29 protein-coding genes, 1 tRNA gene and 1 pseudogene are annotated in these 24,507 nt (G+C 51.0%); 17 read left to right on the top strand and 14 right to left on the bottom strand.

Annotated elements, in window-relative coordinates; genetic code table 11:
- The first annotated feature begins 42 nt into the window (after positions 1-42).
- The 3 genes from trpS to HED65_RS15125 all read left to right on the top strand — a co-directional run bounded on the left by trpS (position 43) and on the right by HED65_RS15125 (position 1,993).
- Positions 43-1,047 carry a tryptophan--tRNA ligase gene (gene trpS, locus HED65_RS15135; RefSeq protein WP_114979176.1) on the top strand — a complete coding sequence of 335 codons (1,005 nt, stop codon included), beginning with the start codon at positions 43-45 and terminating at the stop codon, positions 1,045-1,047.
- A gap of 175 nt (positions 1,048-1,222) precedes the next feature.
- The gene (locus HED65_RS15130; RefSeq protein ID WP_114979175.1) at positions 1,223-1,567 is read left to right on the top strand and encodes a hypothetical protein; all 345 of its coding nucleotides are present in this window, start codon (positions 1,223-1,225) and stop codon (positions 1,565-1,567) included.
- A 54-nt stretch (positions 1,568-1,621) separates the two neighbouring features.
- On the top strand, positions 1,622-1,993 hold the full coding sequence (locus HED65_RS15125; protein WP_114979174.1) for a hypothetical protein: 372 nt from the start codon (positions 1,622-1,624) through the stop codon (positions 1,991-1,993).
- Between the two features lie 7 nt (positions 1,994-2,000).
- Here the strand turns inward: HED65_RS15125 and HED65_RS15120 are convergent, their stop codons facing one another.
- The 6 genes from HED65_RS15120 to HED65_RS15095 form a co-directional block, all read right to left on the bottom strand.
- Positions 2,001-2,459 (bottom strand): hypothetical protein, encoded by a 459-nt coding sequence (locus HED65_RS15120; RefSeq protein WP_114979173.1) that lies wholly within the window; start codon positions 2,457-2,459, stop codon positions 2,001-2,003.
- A 21-nt stretch (positions 2,460-2,480) separates the two neighbouring features.
- On the bottom strand, positions 2,481-2,852 hold the full coding sequence (locus HED65_RS15115) for a hypothetical protein (RefSeq protein WP_223256826.1): 372 nt from the start codon (positions 2,850-2,852) through the stop codon (positions 2,481-2,483).
- A 61-nt stretch (positions 2,853-2,913) separates the two neighbouring features.
- Entirely contained in the window at positions 2,914-3,381 is a 468-nt protein-coding gene (locus HED65_RS15110; RefSeq protein ID WP_114979171.1) for a SymE family type I addiction module toxin, read from the bottom strand.
- Between the two features lie 469 nt (positions 3,382-3,850).
- The gene (locus HED65_RS15105; protein WP_114979170.1) at positions 3,851-5,098 is read right to left on the bottom strand and encodes an HNH endonuclease; all 1,248 of its coding nucleotides are present in this window, start codon (positions 5,096-5,098) and stop codon (positions 3,851-3,853) included.
- A gap of 66 nt (positions 5,099-5,164) precedes the next feature.
- A complete protein-coding gene (locus tag HED65_RS15100) occupies positions 5,165-6,097 on the bottom strand; it encodes a DNA cytosine methyltransferase (protein WP_114979169.1) in 933 nt (310 codons plus the stop codon).
- On the bottom strand, positions 6,097-7,038 hold the full coding sequence (locus HED65_RS15095) for a DNA cytosine methyltransferase (protein WP_114979168.1): 942 nt from the start codon (positions 7,036-7,038) through the stop codon (positions 6,097-6,099). The genes HED65_RS15100 and HED65_RS15095 overlap by 1 nt, the downstream gene beginning before the upstream one ends.
- A gap of 420 nt (positions 7,039-7,458) precedes the next feature.
- On the opposite strand from HED65_RS15095, the gene HED65_RS15090 reads away from it, so the two are divergent.
- The 3 genes from HED65_RS15090 to HED65_RS15080 all read left to right on the top strand — a co-directional run bounded on the left by HED65_RS15090 (position 7,459) and on the right by HED65_RS15080 (position 9,036).
- Positions 7,459-8,448: a colicin D domain-containing protein gene (locus tag HED65_RS15090; protein WP_114979167.1), complete on the top strand. Its 990-nt coding sequence runs from the start codon at positions 7,459-7,461 to the stop codon at positions 8,446-8,448.
- Positions 8,438-8,737 (top strand): colicin immunity domain-containing protein, encoded by a 300-nt coding sequence (locus HED65_RS15085; RefSeq protein ID WP_168112401.1) that lies wholly within the window; start codon positions 8,438-8,440, stop codon positions 8,735-8,737. Before HED65_RS15090 ends, HED65_RS15085 begins: the two co-directional genes overlap by 11 nt.
- 65 nt (positions 8,738-8,802) lie before the next feature.
- Positions 8,803-9,036: a MarR family transcriptional regulator gene (locus HED65_RS15080; RefSeq protein WP_114979272.1), complete on the top strand. Its 234-nt coding sequence runs from the start codon at positions 8,803-8,805 to the stop codon at positions 9,034-9,036.
- A 33-nt stretch (positions 9,037-9,069) separates the two neighbouring features.
- Here the strand turns inward: HED65_RS15080 and HED65_RS15075 are convergent.
- From HED65_RS15075 to rraB, 4 genes are all read right to left on the bottom strand, one after another.
- Positions 9,070-9,154 (bottom strand) — tRNA-Leu (locus HED65_RS15075).
- Positions 9,155-9,260: 106 nt separating this feature from the next.
- On the bottom strand, positions 9,261-9,992 hold the full coding sequence (locus tag HED65_RS15070; RefSeq protein WP_114979165.1) for a topoisomerase II: 732 nt from the start codon (positions 9,990-9,992) through the stop codon (positions 9,261-9,263).
- A gap of 30 nt (positions 9,993-10,022) precedes the next feature.
- Positions 10,023-10,781 carry a tRNA isopentenyl-2-thiomethyl-A-37 hydroxylase MiaE gene (gene miaE / locus HED65_RS15065; protein ID WP_114979164.1) on the bottom strand — a complete coding sequence of 253 codons (759 nt, stop codon included), beginning with the start codon at positions 10,779-10,781 and terminating at the stop codon, positions 10,023-10,025.
- 45 nt (positions 10,782-10,826) lie between these two features.
- Complete coding sequence (gene rraB, locus HED65_RS15060) at positions 10,827-11,252, bottom strand: ribonuclease E inhibitor RraB (protein WP_025759886.1); 426 nt, start codon at positions 11,250-11,252, stop codon at positions 10,827-10,829.
- A 99-nt stretch (positions 11,253-11,351) separates the two neighbouring features.
- Here rraB and argL point away from each other — a divergent pair, with 99 nt between their 5' ends.
- Together argL and argF (HED65_RS15055) are read left to right on the top strand one after the other, a co-directional pair.
- Positions 11,352-11,447 carry a putative translational regulatory protein ArgL gene (gene argL / locus HED65_RS22710; RefSeq protein WP_213014347.1) on the top strand — a complete coding sequence of 32 codons (96 nt, stop codon included), beginning with the start codon at positions 11,352-11,354 and terminating at the stop codon, positions 11,445-11,447.
- Positions 11,417-12,421 (top strand): ornithine carbamoyltransferase, encoded by a 1,005-nt coding sequence (argF, locus tag HED65_RS15055; RefSeq protein WP_114979163.1) that lies wholly within the window; start codon positions 11,417-11,419, stop codon positions 12,419-12,421. The genes argL and argF (HED65_RS15055) overlap by 31 nt, the downstream gene beginning before the upstream one ends.
- 520 nt (positions 12,422-12,941) lie before the next feature.
- Here argF (HED65_RS15055) and HED65_RS15050 read toward each other — a convergent pair.
- The gene (locus HED65_RS15050; protein ID WP_114979162.1) at positions 12,942-13,394 is read right to left on the bottom strand and encodes a YhcH/YjgK/YiaL family protein; all 453 of its coding nucleotides are present in this window, start codon (positions 13,392-13,394) and stop codon (positions 12,942-12,944) included.
- Positions 13,395-14,069: 675 nt separating this feature from the next.
- Here HED65_RS15050 and arcA point away from each other — a divergent pair.
- The 5 genes from arcA (at position 14,070) to HED65_RS15025 (ending at position 19,316) form a co-directional block, all read left to right on the top strand.
- A complete protein-coding gene (gene arcA / locus HED65_RS15045) occupies positions 14,070-15,290 on the top strand; it encodes an arginine deiminase (RefSeq protein ID WP_008501384.1) in 1,221 nt (406 codons plus the stop codon).
- A gap of 10 nt (positions 15,291-15,300) precedes the next feature.
- A complete protein-coding gene (arcC, locus tag HED65_RS15040; RefSeq protein ID WP_114979161.1) occupies positions 15,301-16,212 on the top strand; it encodes a carbamate kinase in 912 nt (303 codons plus the stop codon).
- An 89-nt stretch (positions 16,213-16,301) separates the two neighbouring features.
- Positions 16,302-17,306, top strand: coding sequence for an ornithine carbamoyltransferase (gene argF / locus HED65_RS15035; protein WP_114979160.1), 1,005 nt, complete (start codon positions 16,302-16,304; stop codon positions 17,304-17,306).
- Positions 17,307-17,352: 46 nt separating this feature from the next.
- A complete protein-coding gene (locus HED65_RS15030) occupies positions 17,353-18,756 on the top strand; it encodes a YfcC family protein (RefSeq protein ID WP_114979159.1) in 1,404 nt (467 codons plus the stop codon).
- An 80-nt stretch (positions 18,757-18,836) separates the two neighbouring features.
- Positions 18,837-19,316, top strand: a complete 480-nt coding sequence (locus HED65_RS15025) for an arginine repressor (RefSeq protein ID WP_028016503.1) — start codon at positions 18,837-18,839, stop codon at positions 19,314-19,316.
- Between the two features lie 3 nt (positions 19,317-19,319).
- Here the strand turns inward: HED65_RS15025 and HED65_RS23035 are convergent.
- Positions 19,320-19,437: pseudogene (locus tag HED65_RS23035) on the bottom strand (hypothetical protein).
- Between HED65_RS23035 and HED65_RS15020 the strand changes: the two are divergent.
- The 4 genes from HED65_RS15020 to ridA all read left to right on the top strand — a co-directional run bounded on the left by HED65_RS15020 (position 19,417) and on the right by ridA (position 21,423).
- Positions 19,417-19,521, top strand: a complete 105-nt coding sequence (locus tag HED65_RS15020) for a pyrBI operon leader peptide (RefSeq protein ID WP_022646880.1) — start codon at positions 19,417-19,419, stop codon at positions 19,519-19,521. The pseudogene HED65_RS23035 and the gene HED65_RS15020 overlap by 21 nt on opposite strands.
- 34 nt (positions 19,522-19,555) lie before the next feature.
- Positions 19,556-20,488, top strand: coding sequence for an aspartate carbamoyltransferase (gene pyrB, locus HED65_RS15015; RefSeq protein WP_025759900.1), 933 nt, complete (start codon positions 19,556-19,558; stop codon positions 20,486-20,488).
- A 12-nt stretch (positions 20,489-20,500) separates the two neighbouring features.
- Positions 20,501-20,962: an aspartate carbamoyltransferase regulatory subunit gene (gene pyrI / locus HED65_RS15010; protein WP_028016502.1), complete on the top strand. Its 462-nt coding sequence runs from the start codon at positions 20,501-20,503 to the stop codon at positions 20,960-20,962.
- Between the two features lie 74 nt (positions 20,963-21,036).
- Positions 21,037-21,423 carry a 2-iminobutanoate/2-iminopropanoate deaminase gene (gene ridA / locus HED65_RS15005; protein ID WP_014068687.1) on the top strand — a complete coding sequence of 129 codons (387 nt, stop codon included), beginning with the start codon at positions 21,037-21,039 and terminating at the stop codon, positions 21,421-21,423.
- Positions 21,424-21,472: 49 nt separating this feature from the next.
- On the opposite strand, the gene HED65_RS15000 is transcribed toward ridA, so the two are convergent.
- Positions 21,473-23,857, bottom strand: a complete 2,385-nt coding sequence (locus HED65_RS15000) for a beta-N-acetylhexosaminidase (RefSeq protein ID WP_114979158.1) — start codon at positions 23,855-23,857, stop codon at positions 21,473-21,475.
- A gap of 566 nt (positions 23,858-24,423) precedes the next feature.
- A partial coding sequence (locus tag HED65_RS22705; protein WP_223256819.1) for a hypothetical protein occupies positions 24,424-24,507 on the bottom strand: 84 nt, incomplete at its 5' end.

Genomic DNA, 24,507 nt, shown 5'->3' with positions numbered 1-24,507 from the left:
TTTCTAAGACCCCTTTCGGCAATTGCACATTAAGGAGTCTTTATGAACACGCAAACCATCCTCACCGGCGACCGCCCAACCGGCCCGCTGCACCTTGGCCACTTCGTCGGATCGCTGCGCCAGCGCGTGGCGCTGCAGCAGACGCACAACCAGTTTGTGCTGATTGCCGACCTGCAAGGGTTGACCGACAACGGCAGCAACCCGCAGAAGATCCGCGACAACATCCCCGAAGTGCTGTCCGACTACCTCGCCGCCGGCATCGACCCGAACCTGACCACCCTCTGCCTGCAGTCCGCCCTGCCCGCTCTCGCCGAGCTGACGATGCTGTATATGAACATCGTCACCGTTGCTCGCGTGGAGCGTAACCCGACAGTGAAAAACGAGATTGCCCAGAAAGGCTTTGCCCGCTCGCTGCCGGTCGGGTTTATGGCCTACCCCATCAGCCAGGCGGCGGATATTACCGCGTTTAAGGCTGAGTGCGTGCCCGTCGGCGACGACCAACTGCCGATGATTGAGCAGACCAACGAGATTGTGCACAAGATGAACAGCCTGCTGCCCGCCCCGGTGCTGCGCCACTGTAAGGCGATGCTGAGCGACACCAGCCGCCTGCCCGGCATCGACGGCAGCGCCAAGATGTCGAAATCGCTCGGCAACACGCTGCACCTTTCGGCCAGCGAAGAGACGATTCACCGTGCGGTCAGCGCCATGTACACCGACCCGAACCACCTGAAGGTGAGCGACCCGGGGCAGATTGAGGGGAACGTGGTGTTTACGTACCTCGACGCGTTTCATCCGGACAAGGAGAAAGTGGCGGCGATGAAGGCGCACTATCAGGCGGGCGGGCTTGGGGACCGGGCGTGCAAGAACGAGCTGGAGGCGTGTTTGCAGGAGCTGATTGCGCCGATGCGGGAGCGGAGGGCGATGTATATGCAGGACAAGGGGGAGTTGATGGCGATGCTGAAGCGCGGGACCGAACGGGCGCAGGGGGTGACGCAGGCGACGTTGAGGGAGGTGAAGGTTGGGCTGGGGGTGCCGGTGTTTAGTTAAGTTAGGTTTAGCGGTGGAGTGCGTGATATTGGCACGAAGCCGCTAACTCGATTATTACGGAAATCAGCGAGGCGCAATAAATTCTGAAATGCATTATTAGCCAATGTCGTTTGTCATTCTGGTGAGAGCACTATATTCATAGACTCTTTATATTTCAAACGTCGCGGCAAACACTATGAGCAAGTTTATCATTTATATTCTGAATATATTATTTTGTGGCTATATACTGGCTACATGCCTCATTTCTTTTGTTAGTTTTGATAACTGGGAGGACCGCACAATCGCAATAACCATTATACTAGGTAGCGCACACCTTATTGCGGCATTACTAAATCGTGTACTTCCTGATAGGTTAAACATTTTAGAGGGGATAATTGAAATTGTAGAAGGTCCGCTATTAGTTATTGGGGCAATTGTGTGTCTGGATGTGTTAGAGCCTTGGCCGATGAAAATTATTGGGATGTTCGCATGGGTTATTTTGTTTTTTTGGGCTCCATCAATAATAAGCTCCAAGCATTAACGCGGTCTATTAACAAATTTCTGTGTTATCTCTTTACCCAAGGAATCCATCATAATGAACCCCACTCTTTCGCAGGTCATTGAGGTTGTACGTCAGTCATCTGGACATCATCGCAAGCGCATTGATGAGAATACCCTTATCGAAGCCGATCTTGATATCTGCGGCATGGATGGCGATGCCCTGATAGAAGACTGCGAGGCAGCGTTTGGCGTTAGGCTTGTCACTGAAGAAGATGGCTATGAGAAAACTTTTTCTCTCGCTGAAAACGAGTTTCTTTTTAGCACCGAGGGTATAGATTACTTCGGTATCTGCCGTTTGATTCGAAGGCTACGTGGCATACCCGAACCTGTGATACGCGATTTAACCGTTGGTGAACTTCATGCTGTACTGGTGAGGGTTGTGAAAGAGCAGATAGATCACGAGTGATTTTTTCTTAATTCGGACATGGGATACCATGCCTGTTACTTATCACTTTGGTCAGTTCAATGTCACCCGTAGCGATATTAAAGTACAGATAGAAAAAATCTGCGTTTAGCCGATCAGGTTTCGACCAGACCTCCTTCACTTCCAGGCTACGCTTTTCCTTCACATACCCTAGCGTTTCGAGATAAGCGTGCAACGGGGCAGCACTGGCAGCACCTTTAAAGACGATGCTGTTTGAAGGTTCATACCCATCGCCCGAATGCACCTCAAAATAATAGTCGTCCGTTACTTTAGGGGCGTTTTTAATATCCGTGTCGGTCAGCGTGTGGTAATGGAAAAAATCGTTTTCCGTGTAAACCGTCGCCTCATCAGAATCAGATGCCACAAGCCAGACAAACAGCCATCCGAGGATAAACACTGTGGCAACCGTGAGCGCGCACCACTTCAGAACGTTTAAAAGGATTGTCATAGAAAATGCCCATGAAATGTCTTATCCCTGTTTCAGATTGCATATCTTTCGGATGATGAGCATCAGTAGCGCGGTAACGACGACCATCATCCCAACCAACACCCACAGGAATGATGGGTCTGCTTCACCATCAGCAAACCCCAAACCGGTGCGATTTAAAAAATCGTTGCTGGCTTGGGATAAGTAATCGAGTAAGCCTCCCAGAGGAAACAGGACGATAAAGAAGGAAGCAATGAGGCATGCCAGAGCAATCAGGATATTATTTTTTAACCTTGCATGAAGCATAATCATTCCTTCCTGTCGCTTTGCAGGGAATGTTACAACCGATTTATTGGGTGCGCCAGCGGAGATAGATAATTCATGTAAAAAAACAAAAAATACGGACATGCGCATTGATGTCCGTATTGATTAATCCTTTTACAGGAATAATGATGGGATATTATAGATGTTATGCTTATTCAGCCAGACCATTTCCACGCTTCACCATAGGTATATCGCCCGTATCATTCAACGCCCCTGGAAACGTTTTTAACCACTGCGCGACTTTCTGTTTATTTATATTCACCACACTCATCCCTTCCAGGCATCCCCATAATTCTCTTGTATGCTGTGGCGTAATCACAATGCAGTCTTTCATGGCGCGGATTTTCACGGGCATGCCGTTGATAAAGCCTGCGCGGGTTAACCAGTCACCGCCCAGTAGGAGATATTTCATGTCTATGCGTGCATACAGTTCGCAGCAGGCGGCACTGTCTTGCGGCGTTTCTGCGCGGGGATGAACGGGGGCCGCGTTGGTTTGGTTGCCGTGAAGACGACGGGCGCTGTTTTTGCGTACCAGCTCGCGGTTTTCAATCATGCCGGTGAAAGCGTCTGATTCTGTTTTGCAAACAGTAAACTCTGGCTTAAAATTCGTCGCAGCCATATACAACTCCTTACTAGTTGGTTGTGGTTAGCGGTATGGGGGTGTTGCAGCACCTTCATACCGCGAATTCTTCATTTATTTGTGGTACTTATTTTGCCATTTGGCATAATTCGTGAATTCATCTTACCGCGGTTTATATAAAAAGATAGTTTCATGCTTTACTAAATTTACAAAATGCGAGAATGGTTCATGATTTTAATAAAGTTCTAAATTAATTCTTGCGCACCACGTAATTAAAGCACCTAACCCAAAGATTCATATAAAAATTGCGTAACTAGATAACAATAACAAATATAGCAATAAATATATCAATAAATATATAAAAAATATAATACCAAACTTTATTAAGAGCAAGTCAATAAAATTGATATCAATATACCTCAATAAATAATACACAACATTAACACAATGAACTTATATTTATATAAAAAAAGATCCACTAAGATTTAGTAGATCTTATGTAAATTTATTACATGTTATAAGAGTTTCTTACTCTTATGTTTTCTAAATTAATAAAGGAAGGAAGTTTTATATGGTCAGGTATTGTAACTGAATAGAATGGATCATCTTTTAAAAAATCAGATAGTTCAACTTTACCGTCTTCGAAAATTTTGAGATGACCTGAATCATATAATAAATGCAAATCTGACCTTAAAATTATCCCATTGTCAATTGAATCTTTTCCATTGTTCTTAACAGGTACTATGTGACAAGCTTGTAATACTTCACTCACAGAAGCATTGGAAAGCAAGCATTTTTTAGAATACACCTTCAATAATTCTTTCCGGAAAACAGCTTGTTTAGGTCGAATTAAAACCTCTGTTAATACTCGTCGTCTTGATATACTATTCGACGCCTCTGATAAAGATTTTATAGCATCTTTATATGTATCAAAATATTGTTCGCTATTTAGTATTTCACCTGCTAGCTCATATTGCCACGATTCAAGATAAAACTCCATATTCCGATTTATTGTGGCTTTTTCTCTAGAGGGCCTTACCATTAAATAGCCATAATGATGAAGAAAAAGTAAAAACTCTCGAGCCATCCGGCTGTCATTAGAACTCTCCGTGGCAGTCCAAGATTCCTGCGACAAACTTTTACCGGCTCTACATCCTTCAATGACGCTTACAATATCCTCATTATTAAACTTATTTCCTGACATTGGGATAATTATATCCACAAGTTCTCCTGCAGTCAGGTAAGCCTTATCGATGCTAATACGGTATAAATCACATAATAAACTCAAAATAAGTTCAAGCGGTTTTATGGTCAAGCCATTTTCAAACCATGCGGAAATGTAATTTTCCGGCTCAATTAATTGATTAGGAAGCTGCATTTTTTTGATTATAAATGCAGAGAACTCATCCTTTGTTATTTTACCTCGTGAATAAGCTCGTCCAAAATCAGACAACACAATCCCTTGACTAGTACTTTCCAGCAGACCAGTATTTTTCCAATATTGCCCTGAGTTTCTAAAAATGTTTCTTTTAGGATCTCGCGCTAAAACCATTTCAGATAAATTGTACTTTTTTATATCCTCATCCAATTCTAAAAGACTATCAAATATGATGGGTGCATTCACTTTTTCTCCCTCATACGAGGCAAGAACTTTCAAACAACCATAATTAATTTCGGGGATATTTAAGCTTTCGGTAGGCGTTAGAGTCGCCCACCGCCAGCGATATTCAGGAAATGGTTTAGAAAACAGATACATATACTCATCCTTTTCTAAAGAGAATTTTCCTATAGATTATCAGATAGAAAAGGAAGAGATCAACAATTAGAGGTTCATGTTATGATGCTGCAACAACATTTTACCTAAAGCAAGACCCAATTTTGGTGGCACTGCATTGGCGATTTGTCTATAGCCAGATGTTTTGCTCCCATAAAAGAAGAAATCCAGCGGAAAAGATTGAACTGTCGCAATCTCACGAACTGTCATACGTCTTTCATTACTTGGGTGGTGTAATACAACAACACCACCTTTTTCATCTCCACGACCCGTAACAGTTGGTGCAGGCTTAGCGGGATCCATAAACCTATGCCCCAAATGGCCATTAAATGTGAGCTTATACAACGAGTGCTCGTGGTTATGCAGACTACTTTCAGACCCAGGCTCTTCAAAACTATGTAGGGCTTCACCAACGGAAATCCATTTTGGAAGTGTTATGCCATCTTTGTCATGTGTTCGCTCAGGAGGAAATGCTTCAAGCAAAGGTAAATCTTTTCGAACACCTAGAATTATTACTCTTAATCTTGTTTGAGGGACTCCATAATCAGCACAATTTAAAAGGCTATACTTTACATTATATCCTAACTGTTCAAAGTCACTCGTTATTTTTTTTATAACCTCACCTTTATCCAAGGATAATATACCTTTAACATTTTCAGCGATGAAATATTTAGGTAATTTATCTCTAATAACTCTGACCATTTCAAGATATAACTTATTCCGTGGATCATCGCTTTTCCTATTCATATTCGCAACAGAAAAACCTTGGCACGGAAACCCTCCTACAATAACGTCACAATCTGGAATATCACAAGACGGAACCTTTGATATATCTTCTAGAAGAATGTGATCGCCGATATTTATTTTATATGTTTCTACGGCATCCGCATAAACATCATTAGCCCAAATAATATCAAGCCCTGCTTGTTTCAGGCCTAAATCCAGACCACCGGCGCCAGAAAATAATGAAACAACTTTCATTAAACGTTTTCCCCAATTATTCTCTTTAAATTTTTAGCTAATGTCTCGGCAAAAAGCGGAGGAACTGCATTCCCAACCTGACGATAACAAGATGTCATACTGCCAATAAACTCAAAATTAAGAGGAAAAGTTTGAACAGTAGCAGATTCCCTGACAGACATCCGTCTATGGTTGTTGGGATGTTGTATTGCACAGACCCCGCCCTTACCATTACCTCTGGCCAAAATAGTGGGAGAGGGTTTATTAGGATCTGTTTCACGATGACCAGTAAAATTCCGATTGGTTACTTTATAAGCGGAATAAATATGATTTAATAGAGAACAGTTTTCATTTGGCTCTGGTATATTTCCCAAAGCATCTCCAATCGTTATCCAACTCGGCAATTTAGTCTGACTCATTTTTGAGGGAGAACAATGCGTAGGATTTGGGAAAACATATTCCAAATCAATGTCATTTCTGACGCCAACGATTATAACTCGATGACGCATCTGCGGTACCCCAAAGTCAGCAACATTAAATAACTGTTTTTTTACCTTATAGCCAAGTGCTTGAAAATCACTTTCAATTTTTTTAATTGCCGTACCATTATCAAGGCTAAGAATACCTCGAACATTTTCCGCGAAAAAAAACTTCGGCTTTTTTGCTTTCACAACACGTAAAAACTCTAGATAAAGTTGATTTCTCTCATCATCTTTATTTCGAAGTAAGTTGGCTTGGGAAAAACCTTGGCAAGGAAATCCACCTATTACAATGTCACAGTTAGGTATGGTGTCCATATCTACTAAAGTTAAGTCTTTTAAAATTATATGGTTTCCGATATTTTTTTTGTATGTTTCAACTGCGTCAGCATCAATATCATTTGCCCAAACAATTTCAAAACCGGCATTTTTAAAACCGAGATCTAATCCGCCAGCTCCTGAAAACAAAGATACTACTTTCATCAAGTTTAGACTCCATAAAATTTAACTTTTCAAAATACCACTTTTAAATAAAAAAGTAAAGAGAAAAACCAATTAAGGAAAAATAGATAGATTTGTTTTTACCGCCAAGTAAACCTTTGGAATGAAGATTTTAGATGTGAATAAGTGTATTAGATGACTTGCTGCGAAGGCCGGAATCGAACCTAACTCTCCGTAACCTGCTGTAATCGCGTGCTCATTCATTTTTAAAGAGCGAGATTGTAGGGCACCTCTGTCAGAGGCGCTACATAAGAATTTGTCAGTTATCTCTGAATACATTTTGATAAGTCGCTTAGAGATCACCTAACACTTCCCCTTTCATAGGCTAAAGGGTAGTCTAAAATTTTGTTCAACATAGGTCAGTTTAAAATCGATGCGCAATGATGGCGCTAAAGGGACATTATGCTTCATCACTATCAGGCAAAGTCACTGGACAATATCTACCTTGAGGACATTCCCCACATAATCCACCCGGACTATGCGGCGCGGGATCTAGCGGATACCACCCTACCAAACCGGAACATCCAGGAGTGGAATTTGCCTCAGGACTACAGCCATTTTGTCAGTCGGTATCACCAGTTTCACTGGCAACGCCCCTGGATGGCATACCGTGACACACTAGACGACATCAGATCTGGAAAGGTCGTTCTGCTGGAAAAAAAAATGACCGGCCATGCCTTAACGGGCGTCCTGACGTCCTCCGGCAACCTCCGAAATGATCTGCCCTTGTTCCTTCACTCCCACCTGAGCTATCTCATATCAAAGCAACTAAAACGCCCGGCATACTACGTTCGCCCGTCAGAGCCCGTACAACATGCTCAAGCAGCAAAAACCATCAACAGTAAATCAGCGGGCAGGCTTTTGGCTGCGGGAGGCGTTTATAACGGCAACATAGATGGATTCAAGAAGACAGCAGAGCAACTCGGCGGGGATGCGCCAGCAGGTTACAATCAGGTCATGGATAACAAAGGGCTACTCATTACCGGAGCCTCTGTTGCAGCGGCACTTGGCATCGGAAGATTAACCCCTACTAATGAGTTAGAAACACTATCAAACTTGTCTAAAATACCTTCCCCTCCCCCTTCAACGTTGGTTAATTTCGAGTCACGACAGCTACAGAAAAAGTTCAAACATGCTGTCGATTTCAACGTTCCCGGCAATCCAAACGCAGAAGGATTAAAATCATTTGAACAGGCGTTAAAAAGTCATATAGACGATCCGTTAACCAATAGAATTACAGGTAAATATCGATGGAATCAGGATGTCTATCACTACTATAATCCAGAAACTAAACTGAATGTTATGACAAAACCAGATGGCAACTTCATTTCCGGATGGAAGCTGTCAGATACTCAATCAACCGACTTAATAGGTAATGGAAATGTCTTTTAATCAAAATGAATCAGCGATTTTGAGTCTTATTGAAGCATTTACATTGGGTCAAATTGCAGCTCCGGATTTTGAACAAAAATACTCCGTCGCATGGCGAACCTACAGGGATTCATCGGATATCAAAAATGCCGATATCGTCACTCAGAGGTTTTTTGACTCAGTTTTCTCATTGGTCGATTCTTACTGCTCAGACCCTGAGTTAATCGACGAGGATGATTTAAATGATGAGGAATTACTAAATGAGGTATCAAACCTTAAAATATCCTGGGAAAACGCCATACTCGCTTAACGCAGTTAATAACGATAACAAAGGGTTATTCATTGGCTGACACTGAACTTCAAGTCTTGAAAGTCATGGCAGAAAAAGAAATTGACTGGACATTGATGATACTGGATCGCACTCTTGCTACAAGGGGGATTCCCGGGTTTGGCAATGTTGCGAACATAGTAACCAACTTGATGAATGAGGGAATGGTCTATGCTGTTTATAACGAAAACTCATCGAGACCACGTTATCGCGTATCAGAACAAGGTCATCAGCTGTTGGGACAAATCAAGGCTAGGCGATTACAAGCAGAAATAAAGTAAAAGTTATTTAAAAACAACTGACTAGATGAGTCTTGGTGCCGAAGGCCGGACTCGAACCGGCACGTATTTCTACGGTTGATTTTGAATCAACTGCGTCTACCGATTTCGCCACTTCGGCACTGAAGGGGATGCGTAAACGTTGTGGATTATACCTGTCGCGCGCCGCCATGCAAGCGGCGACGCGCTAAACCCGCGCTAAGTGCCCAAAAAACCAGCGCCCTTCATCAATCCAGCTCCGAAACCGCCAGCCGAATCACCCTCGCCGCCTTCTGCTCCGGCAGCGCCAGCACCTTCGCCCACATCTCCTGCACCATATCGCAGGAGAGCTTCTCTTTGCCCACCGCGTTCTCCGGCATCTGCAGCAGCTGGATGTCCTCGCCGTACTTATCGGCAAGTTCCTTCATAATGGGTCGGATATCCTCGACAGCCGCCTCGCGTTCGGCCGGGGTCACGGTGTGGCTGTTTTTGCCGTAGGCTGCACGCATCATGTCGGCGTCGGCCTGCATACGGCGGGCCATCATCTGTTGGTCCAGCACGCGCATCGGGTTGACGCCGCCTTTCACCGCCGGGTAGAGGAAGCGGAAACAGGCGTCGTCACTCACCTTCTGGATGGCGGCAGTCTGCTCCATGTTGACCTTCATATATTCCACCACGTTGGCGTCCGGGGCATGCTGCAGGCGTGACATCTGCAGGGTCAAAATCTGCGGCTGGATGACGTCGATAATGTGCTGTTCAGACTCGCCCGCTTTCTGCATGGTGAGGATCTGCTCGCGGATGCGTTTCTGGAACGCGGGCTCCTGCTCTTTAATCACCTGCCAGGCGGGCATCGTGTTGAGGGTGGTATCAAGCTGCTGTTCGGGGGTGCGCTGCATACGCTGTTTGTCGAAGTACACCCAGAACGCCACGGCGGCGGCCGCGACGACGACAATGACAATACGGGTCCACGTTTTATTCATCTCGCATCCTTATCCTTTAGCTATGCCGGTTTACACCGGCACGCCACTGTGGAAGCGAAACTCGTTGTCCGGTGTCGAGATAAGTGTGGCTTCAATTTCGCCAAAAAGCTTTATACGTGGTGAGATATCGTTCTCACTCACCTGCTGGGCCAGCGTCAGGTAGTCCTGATAATGGCGCGCTTCCGAGCGCAGCAGCGAGAGATAGAACTTCTGCAAATCATCGTCGAGGAACGGGGCCAGCGCGGCGAAGCGTTCGCAGGAACGGGCTTCGATGTACGCACCGCAGATGAGCTTGTCGATCAGCGTCAGCGGTTCGTGAGTGCGTACTTCTTTCAGCATCCCTTTGGCGTAGCGGCTGGCGGTGATTTTAACGTACGGAATGTCGCGCGCCAGCATCGCCTCGCGCACCTGCCAGAAGTGGTGCAGCTCCTCTTTGATCAGCAGCACCATGCTGTCGATAAGCGCCTGGCCCCACGGGTCGTCGGTTTTGGGCATCACGCTTTTGCCAATCTGCTTGTGCAGGGCGATGAAATCTGGCTCCGGGCCGTCGCGGAAGGTGAACAGTTCGTAGGGTTTGAGCCAGTCGAGCAGCGCGTCGGCACCGCTTTCGTCGGCGACGTACTTGCGCACCAGCAGCAGCGCGGTCTGGGCGGCCTTGAGCTCGCACACCATGTGGTCGGTGAGCAGCAGCGGCAGGTTCGCCGGGTCCCGGGCTTTATCAATCCATGCTTGCGGGGTCGGGCACTGGAGGAAGTTGAGTACGGGGGCGAGTATCTGCGGGTAATCCATGTTTAAACCTTGAAAGCGGCAGCATGCACTGCCGCTTGAACGCTATTAGTGACGCACGCCGTCGTCGTCTTCGTCGATGTAATCTTCGTCGTCGCCTTCTTCGCCGTCTTCACCGTTTGGATCTTCGAAGTAGGTTCCCCAGCCGTCGTATTCCACGTCGAACTTCTCGGCCAGGTTCATCAGCTGTTCAACCTGTGCGTCGATCAGCTCCGCCTTCAGCGCGCCTTCGCTCAGGATGTCGCAGCAGATGACGGTGTCGCCCTCTTCCACTTCCAGCTCTTCCGGCTCGGTCACTTCGTAACCCAGTTTGAAGGCTTCCACCGCCATTTTTTCCAGCGCGTCGAAATCATCCGCAGAGAAATGGTGCTCGATGGTGTACAGCGCGTCCGGATCGCTACCGTCTTCCAGCAGCTCTTCAATAATCAGACGCGTCTCTTCGCGTTGCTCTTCCAGGTGTTCCGGGTTTGCCATGGCTCAATCCTCTTTAAAGTGCGGCAGATACTTCTATTTTCACACACGGACGTGTTTGCCTCCACCTTTGTGAGAAAGATTTGTTAAACGGGGTTGCAAATGAATAATTACACATATAAAGTGAATTTTAATTCAATAAGTGGCGTTCGCCATGTGAGGATAAAATGTCTGATTTGTACAAGAAACACTTTCTGAAATTACTCGACTTTACCCCTGCACAGTTCACTTCTCTGCTGACTCTTGCCGCACAACTCAAAGCCGATAAAAAAAATGGCAAGGAAGTACAAAAGCTTACCGGTAAAAACATCGCGCTCATCTTCGAAAAAGACTCAACCCGTACACGATGCTCTTTCGAAGTTGCCGCATTTGACCAGGGCGCGCGCGTCACGTATTTAGGGCCGAGCGGCAGCCAGATTGGGCATAAAGAATCAATTAAAGATACCGCACGCGTGCTTGGCCGCATGTACGATGGCATTCAGTATCGCGGTCACGGCCAGGAAGTGGTTGAAACGCTGGCGCAGTACGCGGGCGTGCCGGTGTGGAACGGGCTGACCAACGAGTTCCACCCGACGCAGTTGCTGGCGGACCTGCTGACCATGCAGGAGCACCTGCCGGGCAAAGCGTTTAACGAGATGACGCTGGTTTATGCAGGCGATGCGCGCAACAACATGGGCAACTCGATGCTCGAAGCGGCGGCGCTGACCGGGCTGGATCTGCGTCTGGTCGCTCCGAAAGCCTGCTGGCCGGAAGAGAGCCTGGTGGCGGAGTGCAGCGCGCTGGCCGCGAAGAACGGCGGGAAAATCACCCTGACGGAAGATGTGGCAGCAGGCGTGAAAGGTGCGGACTTCATCTACACCGACGTCTGGGTGTCGATGGGCGAAGCAAAAGAGAAGTGGGCGGAGCGGATTGCGTTGCTGCGGAGCTATCAGGTGAACAGCCAGATGATGGCGCTGACCGGCAACCCGAACGTGAAGTTTCTGCACTGTCTGCCGGCGTTTCATGACGACCAGACTACCCTCGGCAAGCAGATGGCGAAAGAGTTCGATCTGCACGGCGGGATGGAAGTAACGGACGAGGTGTTTGAGTCGGCGGCGAGCATTGTGTTCGACCAGGCGGAAAACCGGATGCATACGATTAAGGCGGTGATGGTGGCGACGCTTGTGGGTTGAGTCCTCTGCTGCCTGATGACCTCACCCTGGCCCTCTCCCACCGGGGTGAGGAATCCCCAGTAATTTTTTAACCAAAAGCGAAGAATATAGCTTCAGGAAAATTAACGGCTTACAGCGATGTTCTGGTCCGGCTGTAAATCGCTGAGGCGTTTCCTGCAGGCCGGGGCGAGGCGCAGGGATGCGCCGAGAGGGCGGGCTTTACATGGACGTTTCCTCCGCCCGTCCCCGACAAGCCGGAAGGAATAAGCCGAAGGTACCGCGAAGCGGCGATTTACCGCCGGGAGCCCGGGTCGCCAGGGCGGCGGCGATTGAGCCGCCATGGCACGTTCACAGGTGATGACCTTACAGAGTAGCAAGGTACATAAAGTGAACGGAATAACCTCCGCTGCCGTATGTTCCCCCTCACCCCGCCCTCTCCCTCAAGGGAGAGGGGGTTGTCCGTGCTGGTATTATTTTGTGGGGATCCCTCAGCCCACCGGGAGAGGGCACTTTTACACCTCTCCCCTGGAGTGAGGGAAAATTACTCCACCAGCATTTTAACGACCACTTTCCTGACCTTAGCAGGCGCCCCCACCGCGCACAGCGGCTTGTGCACTTCGCCCGGCCAGAACACCACAAAATCCCCTTCGCTCAGCACCACCGTTTTCTCCTGCTCACCTTCCGGCAGAAACGCGATGTCTTTATCCGCCAGCCAGTCGGTGTCCGGTGTTCCGTGCGGCAGGGTGCTGAAGGTCATCCCTTCTTGCCCCTTCATAATGATCTGGATATCCAGATAACGCGCGTGGTACTCGGCGCGGCGCTCGGCGAACGGCTGGGTCATGTCTTCAGAGACCAGATAAAACAGGTTGTTACCGTCGATATCATGCTTGCCCAGTGGAGTGGCATCGGTGACGTGGGCTTTAACGTGTTCAATGGACTGGCGCAATTCGTCAGGGAGCCAGGATTGCAGATGGTGGATGTTGCCGATAAGCATAAACAAACTCTCAATATAAAACATCGTTTCATTTTCATCTTTTATACGAGAATTCTCACTGCCCTACCACCGCTTTCTCGACAGGTTTTGCGCCAGCGCATGTTTATCGGGAAATGTGTTAATTTGCTGTTAAGCCCTCGCAGGCATTTATGCAGTCGTTATGCATAACCTCAGATCTTCATTGTCACGGCATCGCGCTAACTCACTGATCGTATGGCGTTAACAACAAAACTCTCTCCAGGCTCACACTTTATCATTTTGATAATTTGCTATTAAATCCCATAATTATTTATTGATTTTCCTTAAGTTAAAAATAGTTAATTGCCAATACTGCATAGCCATTCCGTTAATGTTTTTTATTCATTTAAAATCAACGATATAACAAATCATTTCAAATGATTAAATTCCACAAAATAATAACAATTCCAAATAACCCCAGCGTATCCTGCTTAGCTATTCACCCGGCAATTATATCCAATTAATCATTATCTGATGCGAATCATGCAAATGAAAACAAACCGTTTAATATCCGGTTTCACGTGAGCAATATCACAATACGGATTATTTAACCGCCTAGTATGAACCTCGAAATCAATTGAGCTTAGCCGCCATGGAAATAATCACATCACATGGCGCATGCCCTTTTTATTCTGAAAAACAGTTAAAGGAATAATTATGGAAAAGCATTATGTCGGTTCTGAAATTGGTCAATTGCGTAGCGTTATGCTGCACCGTCCAAATTTAAGTCTGAAACGTTTAACGCCGTCGAACTGTCAGGAATTACTCTTCGATGATGTGCTCTCGGTTGAACGGGCGGGTGAAGAGCATGATATTTTCGCAAACACACTGCGCGAGCAGGGTGTGGAAGTCCTGCTGTTGACCGACCTTCTCACTCAAACGCTTGATATTGCAGAAGCAAAAGCCTGGCTTCTCGAAACCCAAATCTCTGATTACCGCCTCGGGCCAACCTTTGCAGGTGATGTGCGCGGCTGGCTGGCGGATATGCCGCACCGTGAACTGGCGCGCCGGTTAAGCGGCGGATTAACCTACGGTGAAATTCCGGCAGCCATTAAAAATATGGTAGTGGATACCCACACGGCGAATGATTTTATCATGAAGCCGCTGCCTAACCATTTATTTACCCGCGACACTTCCTGCTGGATTTATAACGGTGTGTCCATTAACCCAATGGCTAAACCGGCTCGTCAGCGTGAAACCAATAACCTGCGAGCCATATATCGCTGGCATCCTGCGTTTGCCGACGGTGATTTTATTAAGTATTTCGGCGACGAAAATATTAATTACGATCACGCGACATTAGAAGGTGGCGATGTATTAGTGATTGGACGCGGCGCGGTATTAATTGGCATGTCAGAACGCACCACCCCGCAGGGCGTGGAGTTTCTCGCCAACAGCCTGTTTAAACACCGCCAGGCCGAACGTGTGATTGCCGTCGAATTGCCAAAACACCGCTCCTGCATGCACCTCGACACCGTGATGACCCACATCGACGTGGACACCTTCTCAGTCTACCCGGAAGTGGTGCGCAAAGATGCCCAGTGCTGGACGCTCACCCCGGACGGACGCGGCGGTCTGCTGCGTACTCAGGAAACCGACCTGCTCCACGCCATCGAAAAAGCCCTCGGCATTAACCAGGTGCGCCTGATCACCACCGGCGGCGATGCCTTTGAGGCCGAACGTGAACAGTGGAACGACGCCAATAACGTTCTGACCATCCGCCCGGGCGTGGTGATTGGTTACGAGCGCAATGTCTGGACCAACGAGAAGTACGACAAAGCGGGCATCACCGTGCTGCCGATCCCGGGTGACGAACTCGGACGCGGTCGCGGCGGCGCACGCTGCATGAGCTGCCCACTGGAACGTGACGGAATTTAAAGGAGTCATCATGGAACGAAAACCCACTCTGGTTGTGGCGCTTGGCGGTAACGCGTTACTGAAACGCGGCGAACCGCTGGAAGCGGAGATCCAGCGCCAGAACATCGAGCAGGCCGCCCGTACCATCGCCGGGCTGACGGAGCAATGGCGCGTGGTACTGGTTCACGGCAACGGTCCGCAGGTCGGGCTGCTGGCATTGCAGAACAGCGCCTACGACAAAGTCACGCCCTACCCGCTGGACGTTCTCGGTGCCGAAAGCCAGGGGATGATCGGCTACATGCTCCAGCAGGCGCTGAAAAACAATCTTCCCCAGCGCGAAGTGAGCGTGCTGCTCACCCAGGTAGAGGTGGACGCCGCCGACCCGGCGTTCAGCAACCCGACCAAGTATATCGGCCCGGTGTACAGCGAAGCTCAGGCGAAAACGCTGGCTGCGGAAAAAGGCTGGGTGTTTAAGGCCGACGGCAGCTACTTCCGCCGCGTCGTTCCTTCCCCGCAACCCAAACGCATCGTTGAGAGTGACGCGATTACGGCGCTTATCCAGCGCGATCACCTGGTGATCTGTAACGGTGGCGGCGGGGTTCCGGTGGTGGAAAACGCCAACGGTTATCACGGCATTGAAGCGGTGATCGACAAAGACCTCTCCGCCGCGCTGCTGGCGCGCCAGATCGAGGCCGATGCCCTGCTGATCCTCACCGATGCCGACGCGGTGTATCTCGACTGGGGCAAACCGACCCAGCGCCCGCTGGCACAGGTGACGCCGGAACTGCTCAGAGGCATGCAGTTCGACGCCGGTTCGATGGGACCAAAAGTGGCCGCCTGCCGCGAGTTTGTTGAAACCTGCAACGGGATTGCCGGGATCGGTGCGCTGGCTGACGGCGCGGAGATCCTCGCGGGCGAGAAAGGCACGTTGATTCGTAACTGAGTCGTTTTCCCCTCACCCTAACCCTCTCCCGGAGGGAGAGGGCCGGGGTGAGGGCATCAGACAGCTAACAATTTAAAAAGGATTTACCCATGACCATCAACCTGAAAAGCCGCAACTTCCTGAAACTGCTGGACTACACCCCGGCAGAGATCCAGTACCTGATCGACCTTGCCATCGAACTCAAGGCCGCTAAAAAAGCCGGACGCGAAAAGCAAACCCTGGTCGGGAAAAACATCGCCCTGATCTTTGAAAAAACCTCCACCCGTACCCGCTGCGCCTTTGAAGTCGGCGCATTTGACCAGGGCGCACAGGTCACTTATCTCGGCCCAAGCGGCTCGCAGATCGGCCATAAAGAGTCGATGAAAGACACCGCCCGCGTGCTGGGCCGTATGTACGACGGCATTGAGTATCGCGGCTACGGCCAGGCCATCGTTGAAGAGTTGGGCGAGTACGCGGGCGTACCGGTGTGGAACGGTCTGACTGATGAGTTTCACCCGACCCAAATCCTCGCTGACCTGATGACCATGCTGGAGCATGCGCCAGGCAAAACCCTGCCGGAGCTGAGCTTTGCCTACCTCGGGGATGCGCGAAACAACATGGGCAACTCGCTGATGGTCGGCGCGGCGAAGATGGGGATGGATATCCGCCTCGTGGCACCGAAATCTTTCTGGCCGGAAGCGGGGCTGGTTGAGCAGTGCCGCGCCATTGCCAAAGAGACGGGCGCGCGCATCACGCTGACCGACGACGTGGAAGAAGGCGTGCAGGGCACCGATTTCCTCTACACCGACGTGTGGGTCTCGATGGGCGAGCCGAAGGAGGCCTGGGCCGAGCGCGTCAGCCTGATGAAACCATATCAAATCAACGCGGACGTGATGAAGGCCACCGGCAACCCGAACGTCAAGTTTATGCACTGCCTGCCGGCATTCCACAACGAGCACACCAAAGTGGGCCGCGAGATCGAGATGGCCTACGGGCTGAAGGGGCTGGAGGTGACGGAAGAGGTCTTCGAATCACCGAACTCCATCGTCTTCGACGAAGCAGAAAACCGCATGCACACCATTAAAGCGGTCATGGTGGCGACACTCGGCGACTAATCACCGCCCGGCGCGCCGCGGGGTGCGCCGGGTTCAGGAGAACATCATGGGCAAGTTCAAGTTTCCCTCCGCTTACACCATTCTCTTTTTTCTGATAGCCGTTGTGGCGGCGCTGAGCTGGGTTGTTCCGGCCGGTCAGTACCAGATGGCGATGAATGAAACCCTTGGCAAAGAAGTCCCGATTGCCGGAACGTACGCGCACGTTGCGGCGCACCCGCAGGGGCTGATTTCCGTCCTGATGGCCCCCATCGCCGGGCTGTACGATCCCGTGTCCGGTCAGGCCGGGGCGATCGACGTGGCGCTGTTTATCCTGATCATCGGGGGTTTTCTCGGGATCGTCACCAAAACCGGGGCAATTGACGCCGGGATCGAACGTGTAACGACCCGCCTGCGCGGACGCGAAGAGTGGATGATCCCGATCCTGATGGCGTTGTTTGCCGCAGGTGGCACGATCTACGGCATGGCCGAAGAGTCGCTGCCTTTCTATACCTTGCTGGTGCCCGTCATGCTGGCCGCCCGTTTTGACCCGGTGGTTGCCGCCTCTACCGTGCTGCTCGGGGCGGGGATCGGCACGCTCGGTTCCACCATTAACCCGTTTGCCACGGTGATCGCCGCCAACGCCGCCGGGATCCCCTTCACCCACGGTATCGCCCTGCGCGTGGCGCTGCTGGTGATCGGCTGGATCATCTGCGTGGCATGGGTGATGCGCTACGCCCGTAAAGTTCGTCAGGATCCGTCTCTCTCTATCGTCGCAGACAAACAGGAAGAGAATCGCGCCCATTTCCTCGGCAACAAGGGAGAGCAGTCGCTGGAATTTACCCCGGTGCGCAAAATCATTCTGGTGATCTTCGCCCTCGCCTTCGCGGTGATGATCTACGGCGTGGCGGTGCTGGGGTGGTGGATGGCAGAGATCTCGGCGGTGTTTCTCGCCAGCGCCATTATCGTGGGGCTTATCGCCCGAATGAGTGAAGAGGAGCTTACCTCAACCTTTATCAACGGTGCGCGAGATTTGCTGGGTGTCGCGCTGATTATCGGTATTGCGCGCGGTATCGTAGTCATCATGGATAAGGGCATGATTACCCACACCATTTTGCACAGCGCGGAAGGTCTGGTCAGCGGGTTGTCCACGGTGGCGTTTATCAACGTGATGTACTGGCTGGAAGTTGTTCTGTCGTTTCTTGTGCCTTCTTCGTCCGGCCTGGCCGTACTGACGATGCCGATCATGGCACCACTAGCCGATTTCGCTAACGTCAACCGCGACCTGGTAGTTACGGCTTACCAGTCGGCCTCCGGCATCGTTAACCTGGTCACGCCAACCTCAGCGGTGGTGATGGGCGGGCTGGCTATCGCCCGTGTGCCTTACGTGCGCTACCTGAAATGGGTTGCGCCGCTGCTGGCGATCCTGACGGTGGTGATTATGGTGGCGCTAAGCCTGGGTGCCTTGTTGTGATTTGCCGGATGGCACTGCGCTTATCCGGCTTACGGATCGGTGCAGTGCCACCGGTTATTTCAGGAACTGATATGGGAAACATGATGGATTACGAAGCGTACTCTCCCAAAGAACAACTGCAGCTAACGGTGTGCCAGCGTCTCATCGCCGAAAAGAGCTATCTTTCACAGGAAGAAATTCGTCGCGATTTGCAGGAGAGAGGGTTTGACAGCATCAGCCAGTCGACCGTTTCGCGCCTGCTGAAATTGCTCGGCGTCATAAAAATTCGAAATGCCAAAGGGCTAAAGATTTATTCGTTGAATCCCCAACTGCGCCCTGCCCCCGATGCCGCGCGTACCGTTTCTGAAATGGTGGTGAGCGTGGAGCACAATAGCGAGTTTATCCTCATTCATACTGTCGCCGGATATGGCCGCGCGGTGGCGCGTATTCTGGATTACCACCAGTTACCGGAAATTTTAGGTGTGGTGGCCGGCAGCAGTATCGTCTGGGTCGCTCCCCGGGTGGTGAAGCGTACCGCGCTGGTGCATAAGCAAATTAATTATTTACTCAGAACGAATTAATATTCACAAAGAACCGTTTGCATTGAGTAAAGCGTGCATTAAATCGCTTGATCCGAAAATCGGGGTGCGTATAATGCCCGACAATTTGCCGGGAGGAAGCATGGTCAAGCGTGTACGACATAACGTCTTACCGCGTCTGAAATCAGACGCTGGCCTGCCGTTTTTCTTCCCGTTGCTAAACCTATTCCCAGAGCCCCTCATTTGAGGGGCTTTTTTTTGCCCGGCGTCAGGAGATAAACATGAATCCGCTTTATCAAAAACACATCATTTCCATAAATGACCTCAGCCGCGAAGAGCTGGAACTGGTTCTGGAAACCGCGGCAAAACTGAAAGCTAATCCGCAACCGGAGCTGCTGAAGCACAAGGTGATTGCGAGCTGCTTCTTTGAAGCCTCTACCCGTACGCGCCTCTCCTTTGAAACGTCCATGCACCGCCTGGGCGCAAGCGTGGTCGGCTTCTCAGACAGCAGCAACACGTCGCTGGGTAAAAAAGGCGAAACGCTGGCGGATACCATTTCAGTTATCAGTACTTACGTCGACGCGATTGTCATGCGTCACCCACAGGAAGGGGCGGCGCGTCTGGCGACCGAGTTTTCCGGTGGCATTCCGGTGCTGAACGCAGGAGATGGTGCCAACCAGCACCCGACGCAGACCCTGCTGGATCTGTTCACCATTCAGGAAACCCAGGGCACGCTTGAAAACCTGAACATCGCGATGGTCGGCGACCTGAAATATGGCCGTACCGTCCACTCACTGACCCAGGCGCTGGCGAAGTTTAACGGCAACCGTTTCTTCTTCATCGCCCCGGACGCGCTGGCGATGCCGCAGTACATTCTCGACATGCTGGACGAGAAAGGCATTCAGTGGAGCCTGCATGCGAGCATCGAAGAGGTGATGAGCCACGTCGATATTCTGTACATGACCCGCGTGCAGAAAGAGCGTCTGGACCCGTCCGAGTATGCCAACGTGAAGGCGCAATTCGTGCTGCGCGCCAGCGACCTTGAGGGCGCACGCGACAACATGAAAGTGCTGCACCCGCTGCCACGTATTGATGAAATCACCACCGACGTGGATAAAACGCCGCACGCCTGGTATTTCCAGCAGGCCGGAAACGGTATTTTCGCCCGCCAGGCGTTACTGGCACTGGTTCTGAATCGCGAATTGGCTCTGTAAGGGGAAACGACAATGACACACGATAACAAACTCCAGGTTGAAGCCATCAAGCGTGGCACTGTGATTGACCACATCCCTGCACAGGTGGGCTTTAAGCTACTGACGCTGTTCAAACTGACCGAGACTGACCAGCGCATCACCATCGGCCTGAATCTGCCGTCAGGTGAGATGGGTCGTAAAGATCTGATCAAGATTGAGAACACTTTCCTGACCGATGAGCAGGTGAACCAGCTGTCCCTGTATGCGCCGGACGCCACCGTCAACCGCATCGACGAATATGAAGTGGTCGGCAAATCCCGTCCGAGCCTGCCGGAGCGCATCGAAAGCGTGCTGGTCTGCCCGAACAGCAACTGCATCAGTCATGCTGAGCCGGTTTCTTCCAGTTTTGCAGTGAAAAAACGCGCTGATGACATCGCACTCAAATGCAAATACTGCGAAAAAGAGTTTTCTCATTATGTGGTGCTGGCCAACTAATTGAGGTTGGTAAAGGATCACGGCCTCCCTATAATGGCCGGGAACATTTAATCAGCTGTTATTCTGGAGAAATCATGACCAAAGTACTCGCGACGGAAAATGCACCAGCGGCTATCGGCCCATACGTTCAGGGCGTTGATCTGGGTAGCATGATTATTACCTCTGGCCAGATCCCGGTGAACCCGAAAACCGGCGCTGTGCCGGAAGACGTGGCGGCACAGGCGCGTCAGTCGCTGGAAAACGTGCAGGCAATTGTGGAATCTGCCGGTCTGAAAGTTGGCGATATCGTGAAAACCACCGTTTTCGTGAAAGATCTTAACGATTTCGCGACCGTTAACGCCACTTACGAAGCCTTCTTCACCGAGCACAACGCGACATTCCCGGCGCGCTCCTGCGTGGAAGTTGCACGTCTGCCAAAAGACGTGAAAATCGAAATTGAAGCGATTGCGGTTCGTCGCTAATTCGCTTTTGCGATAAAAAAGGCAGCCTGGCTGCCTTTTTTGTTGCCTGCTATTGGTTGCGCGTCGCGCGCAGCAGCGTCTCCAGCGGATAAACCGCCGCAATCACCACTTCATCCTGAACCTTCGCCGCGTTATCCAGCTCGCGTTGAATCGACGCAATCTCCTTATCATCCAGCGTCCCCTGACGGGCCACCAGATCCGTCAGCCTCAGACCAATGGAGGCAAGCTTGTCTACCTCCTGGATCACCGGTTTCATCGCCTGCAACTGGTAGCTATTTTCGCTTAACGCCAGCGCATCGCTGGTGTTGCTCTGCCAGCGGTTGAAGACGTGACGCAGCGCGTCAGCACTTTCCGTGTCTTCTGCATCGCTGACCAGACGGTCAGCCCATTTGTTCATCTGGCGCACGGTGGTGCTTTCGGCGTTTAGCGCATCAGCGAACCGGTTAAGCGGCTCAAACTGATGATAGTTTCCGGCCTGGAACTTCAGATGTTGACGCGTGTAATACTGTGCAGGCTCTACCGCCTGGGCGAGGATTTGCAGCGGCAAGGTGTCGGCATTGTTCGCCAGCCGCGTGAACTGCACCTGCTGCTGGGTATGCTGCTGCAACCCGACCGATACCGTCGACCAGCTGTCCATTGCCTGCAGACGGGTATACATGTTGTCGACATCGTTGACGTCCTGCGCGGACCACAGCCGCTCCGCCACCGCAAAAGTACGCGGCCACAGGCGGATATCCAGCACCGGTGCCACCACGTTTTCCGCCCACAGCGCGGCTTCACCACCGAGCAGGTTGGCCTGATTCGCTACGTCCGGCACGACAGGCGGAATGCCTTTCGGCACGTCGTCCAGACGCGCGCCGCTAATCGGGTAGCGCGTATTCCCCACAAGGAAATAACCACTCAGCTTGTCGTTATCAACGGAAACCACTGGCCGCGTTTCGCCCATCCAGGTATCAACGGTAAACGTCACCTGGCTGTCATCACGCCATTCAATATCCTGCACCGCGCGACGGGACTTCCCGGCGAAATCAATAAACCCGCGCCAGCCAGATTCCCCTTTCACCAGGGTAAAGCTCCCCTCTACCGGCTTACCTTTCAGACGTGGCATGGAGAAGGCCCAACTCTGGACGCTGTCGGTATCGGCAATCACATCCACACCGTTTAATCCCTGCGGGACGATTTCATTGCGATAGTGATAGGCCGTGGACTGAGGCTGGTCGAGATAGAAGCCCGTCGAGAGAATACCTTTGTAACCGCTTTGTGCCACCTGCCCCAGCGCGTCCTGCCCTTGCCAGGATTGAATCAGAATACTTTTTGGCAGATCCGGGTGGAAAATCTCGTCCCAGCCGACCATCTGGCGGTGATGTTTTTCAAGGATCGTTTCCAGCTTGCGGTTGAAATACGCCTGCAATGCGTGGCTGTCCGCCAGTTTGTGATCGCGCATAAACTGTTGAATGGCCGGGTTCGCTTTCCACTGACTGTCATCCACCTCATCACCGCCGATGTGCAGGCACGGATCGGGGAAGATCGCTGCCAGTTCGCTGACCATCGCATCGGCAAAGGCATAGGTTGCGTCTTTAGTGGGATCCAGTACCGGCTTAAGCACGCCCCAGTTACGCTCCATTTTGTATGGCCCCGGTGCACTCATCAGTTCCGGGTAAGCCACGGCAATGGCCGACGCGTGGCCTGGCATGTCGATCTCTGGCACCACACGAATACCGCGCTCGGTCGCATAGCGAACGACATCGCGCATCTGTTCAGGTGTGTAAAACAGCCCGTCGCTGGCAAGTTGAGTGAGCTTAGGATAACGCGTCGAGCTGAAGCGCCAGCCCTGATCGTCGGTCAGGTGCCAGTGCAATACGTTAAGTTTTGCGGCAGCCATACCGTCGATCTGACGCTTGATATCCGCCAGCGGAATAAAGTGACGCGCCGAATCGAGCAGCAGCCCGCGCCACGGGAAGCGCGGCGAATCATCAATGGTAACCCACGGCAGCGAGGTGTTTTCCGCTCCGTTCTGCATCAGCTGGAGCAGGGTTTCCATGGCGCGCAATGCGCCGAAACGGGTATTGGCGGAGATATCGACGCCGTTGGCGTCCACCGTCAGCTTATAGCTTTCATCGCTGTCCGGCAGTGGCTGTGGCTTGACCTTTCTGGCGATGGCAATGCGGATGGTCGGTTTTTCCGGCTTTTCAGCCTGCGGCTGGAGCGTCCAGCCGGTTTGCAGGGCGATACGCTGGCGAAGGCGGTTGACGGCGTCACCGAGATCGTCCCCACTGACGCTAATGGAAACGTTGTTGCTGAGCACCAGCGTGCCCTGGGTTGTCGGGCGTTCGACCTTGGCAGGCCAGGGCATCAGAGGGAGATCGCCTGCCGGAGCGGCAAACGCTGAGGCGCCGAGCATCAGCCCGGCGGTTAAGAGACTGTACCGTAACATGAATGTTCCTTATCTGACGGGCCAAATAAAGGCAAAACATTCTGTTAACATGCGCTCAATTTGTCGTCAAGCGAATGCGCCGACGGAGATCACAGGTTGTTGAATTTGGGAGGAAACGTATCCCTTCTCCCTTTCAGGGCTGAGGAATCCCCAGTAATTTTTTACCTGAAGCGATGAATGTTGCATCAGTAAAATTAATGGCTTACAGCGACGCCCTGGTCCGGCTGTAAATCGCCGAAGCGTTTCCGTAAGGCCGGGGCGAGGCGCAGGGATGCGCCGAGAGGGCGTGGCCTGCAGGGATGCAGGCTCATGCCCGACCCGATAGCCTGAAGGAATAAGCTGAGGGTACCGCGAAGCGGCGATTTACCGCCGGGAGCCCGGGTCGCCAGGGCGGCGGCGATTGAGCCGCCCTGGCACGTTCACAGGTCATGCTGTTACAGAGTAGCAATGAACATAAAGTGAACGGAATGACCACCAGAGCCGTATGTTCCCCCTCACCCCGCCCTCTCCCTCTGTACAGTCCGGGGACATGGTAGACAGGTGTTCGGGGACATAGTGAACACTTTTTAACATCCTTTACCCATGGTGATCGACTGTTTCCTCAGGTCGATCACCCCCACTTTCGTGCTGTACCACCACACTTCATAGCA

The sequence above is a fragment of the Pantoea sp. LS15 genome (assembly GCF_012241585.1).
Lineage (GTDB): Bacteria > Pseudomonadota > Gammaproteobacteria > Enterobacterales > Enterobacteriaceae > Enterobacter.
This window is presented reverse-complemented; position numbering and strand designations above follow the sequence as displayed.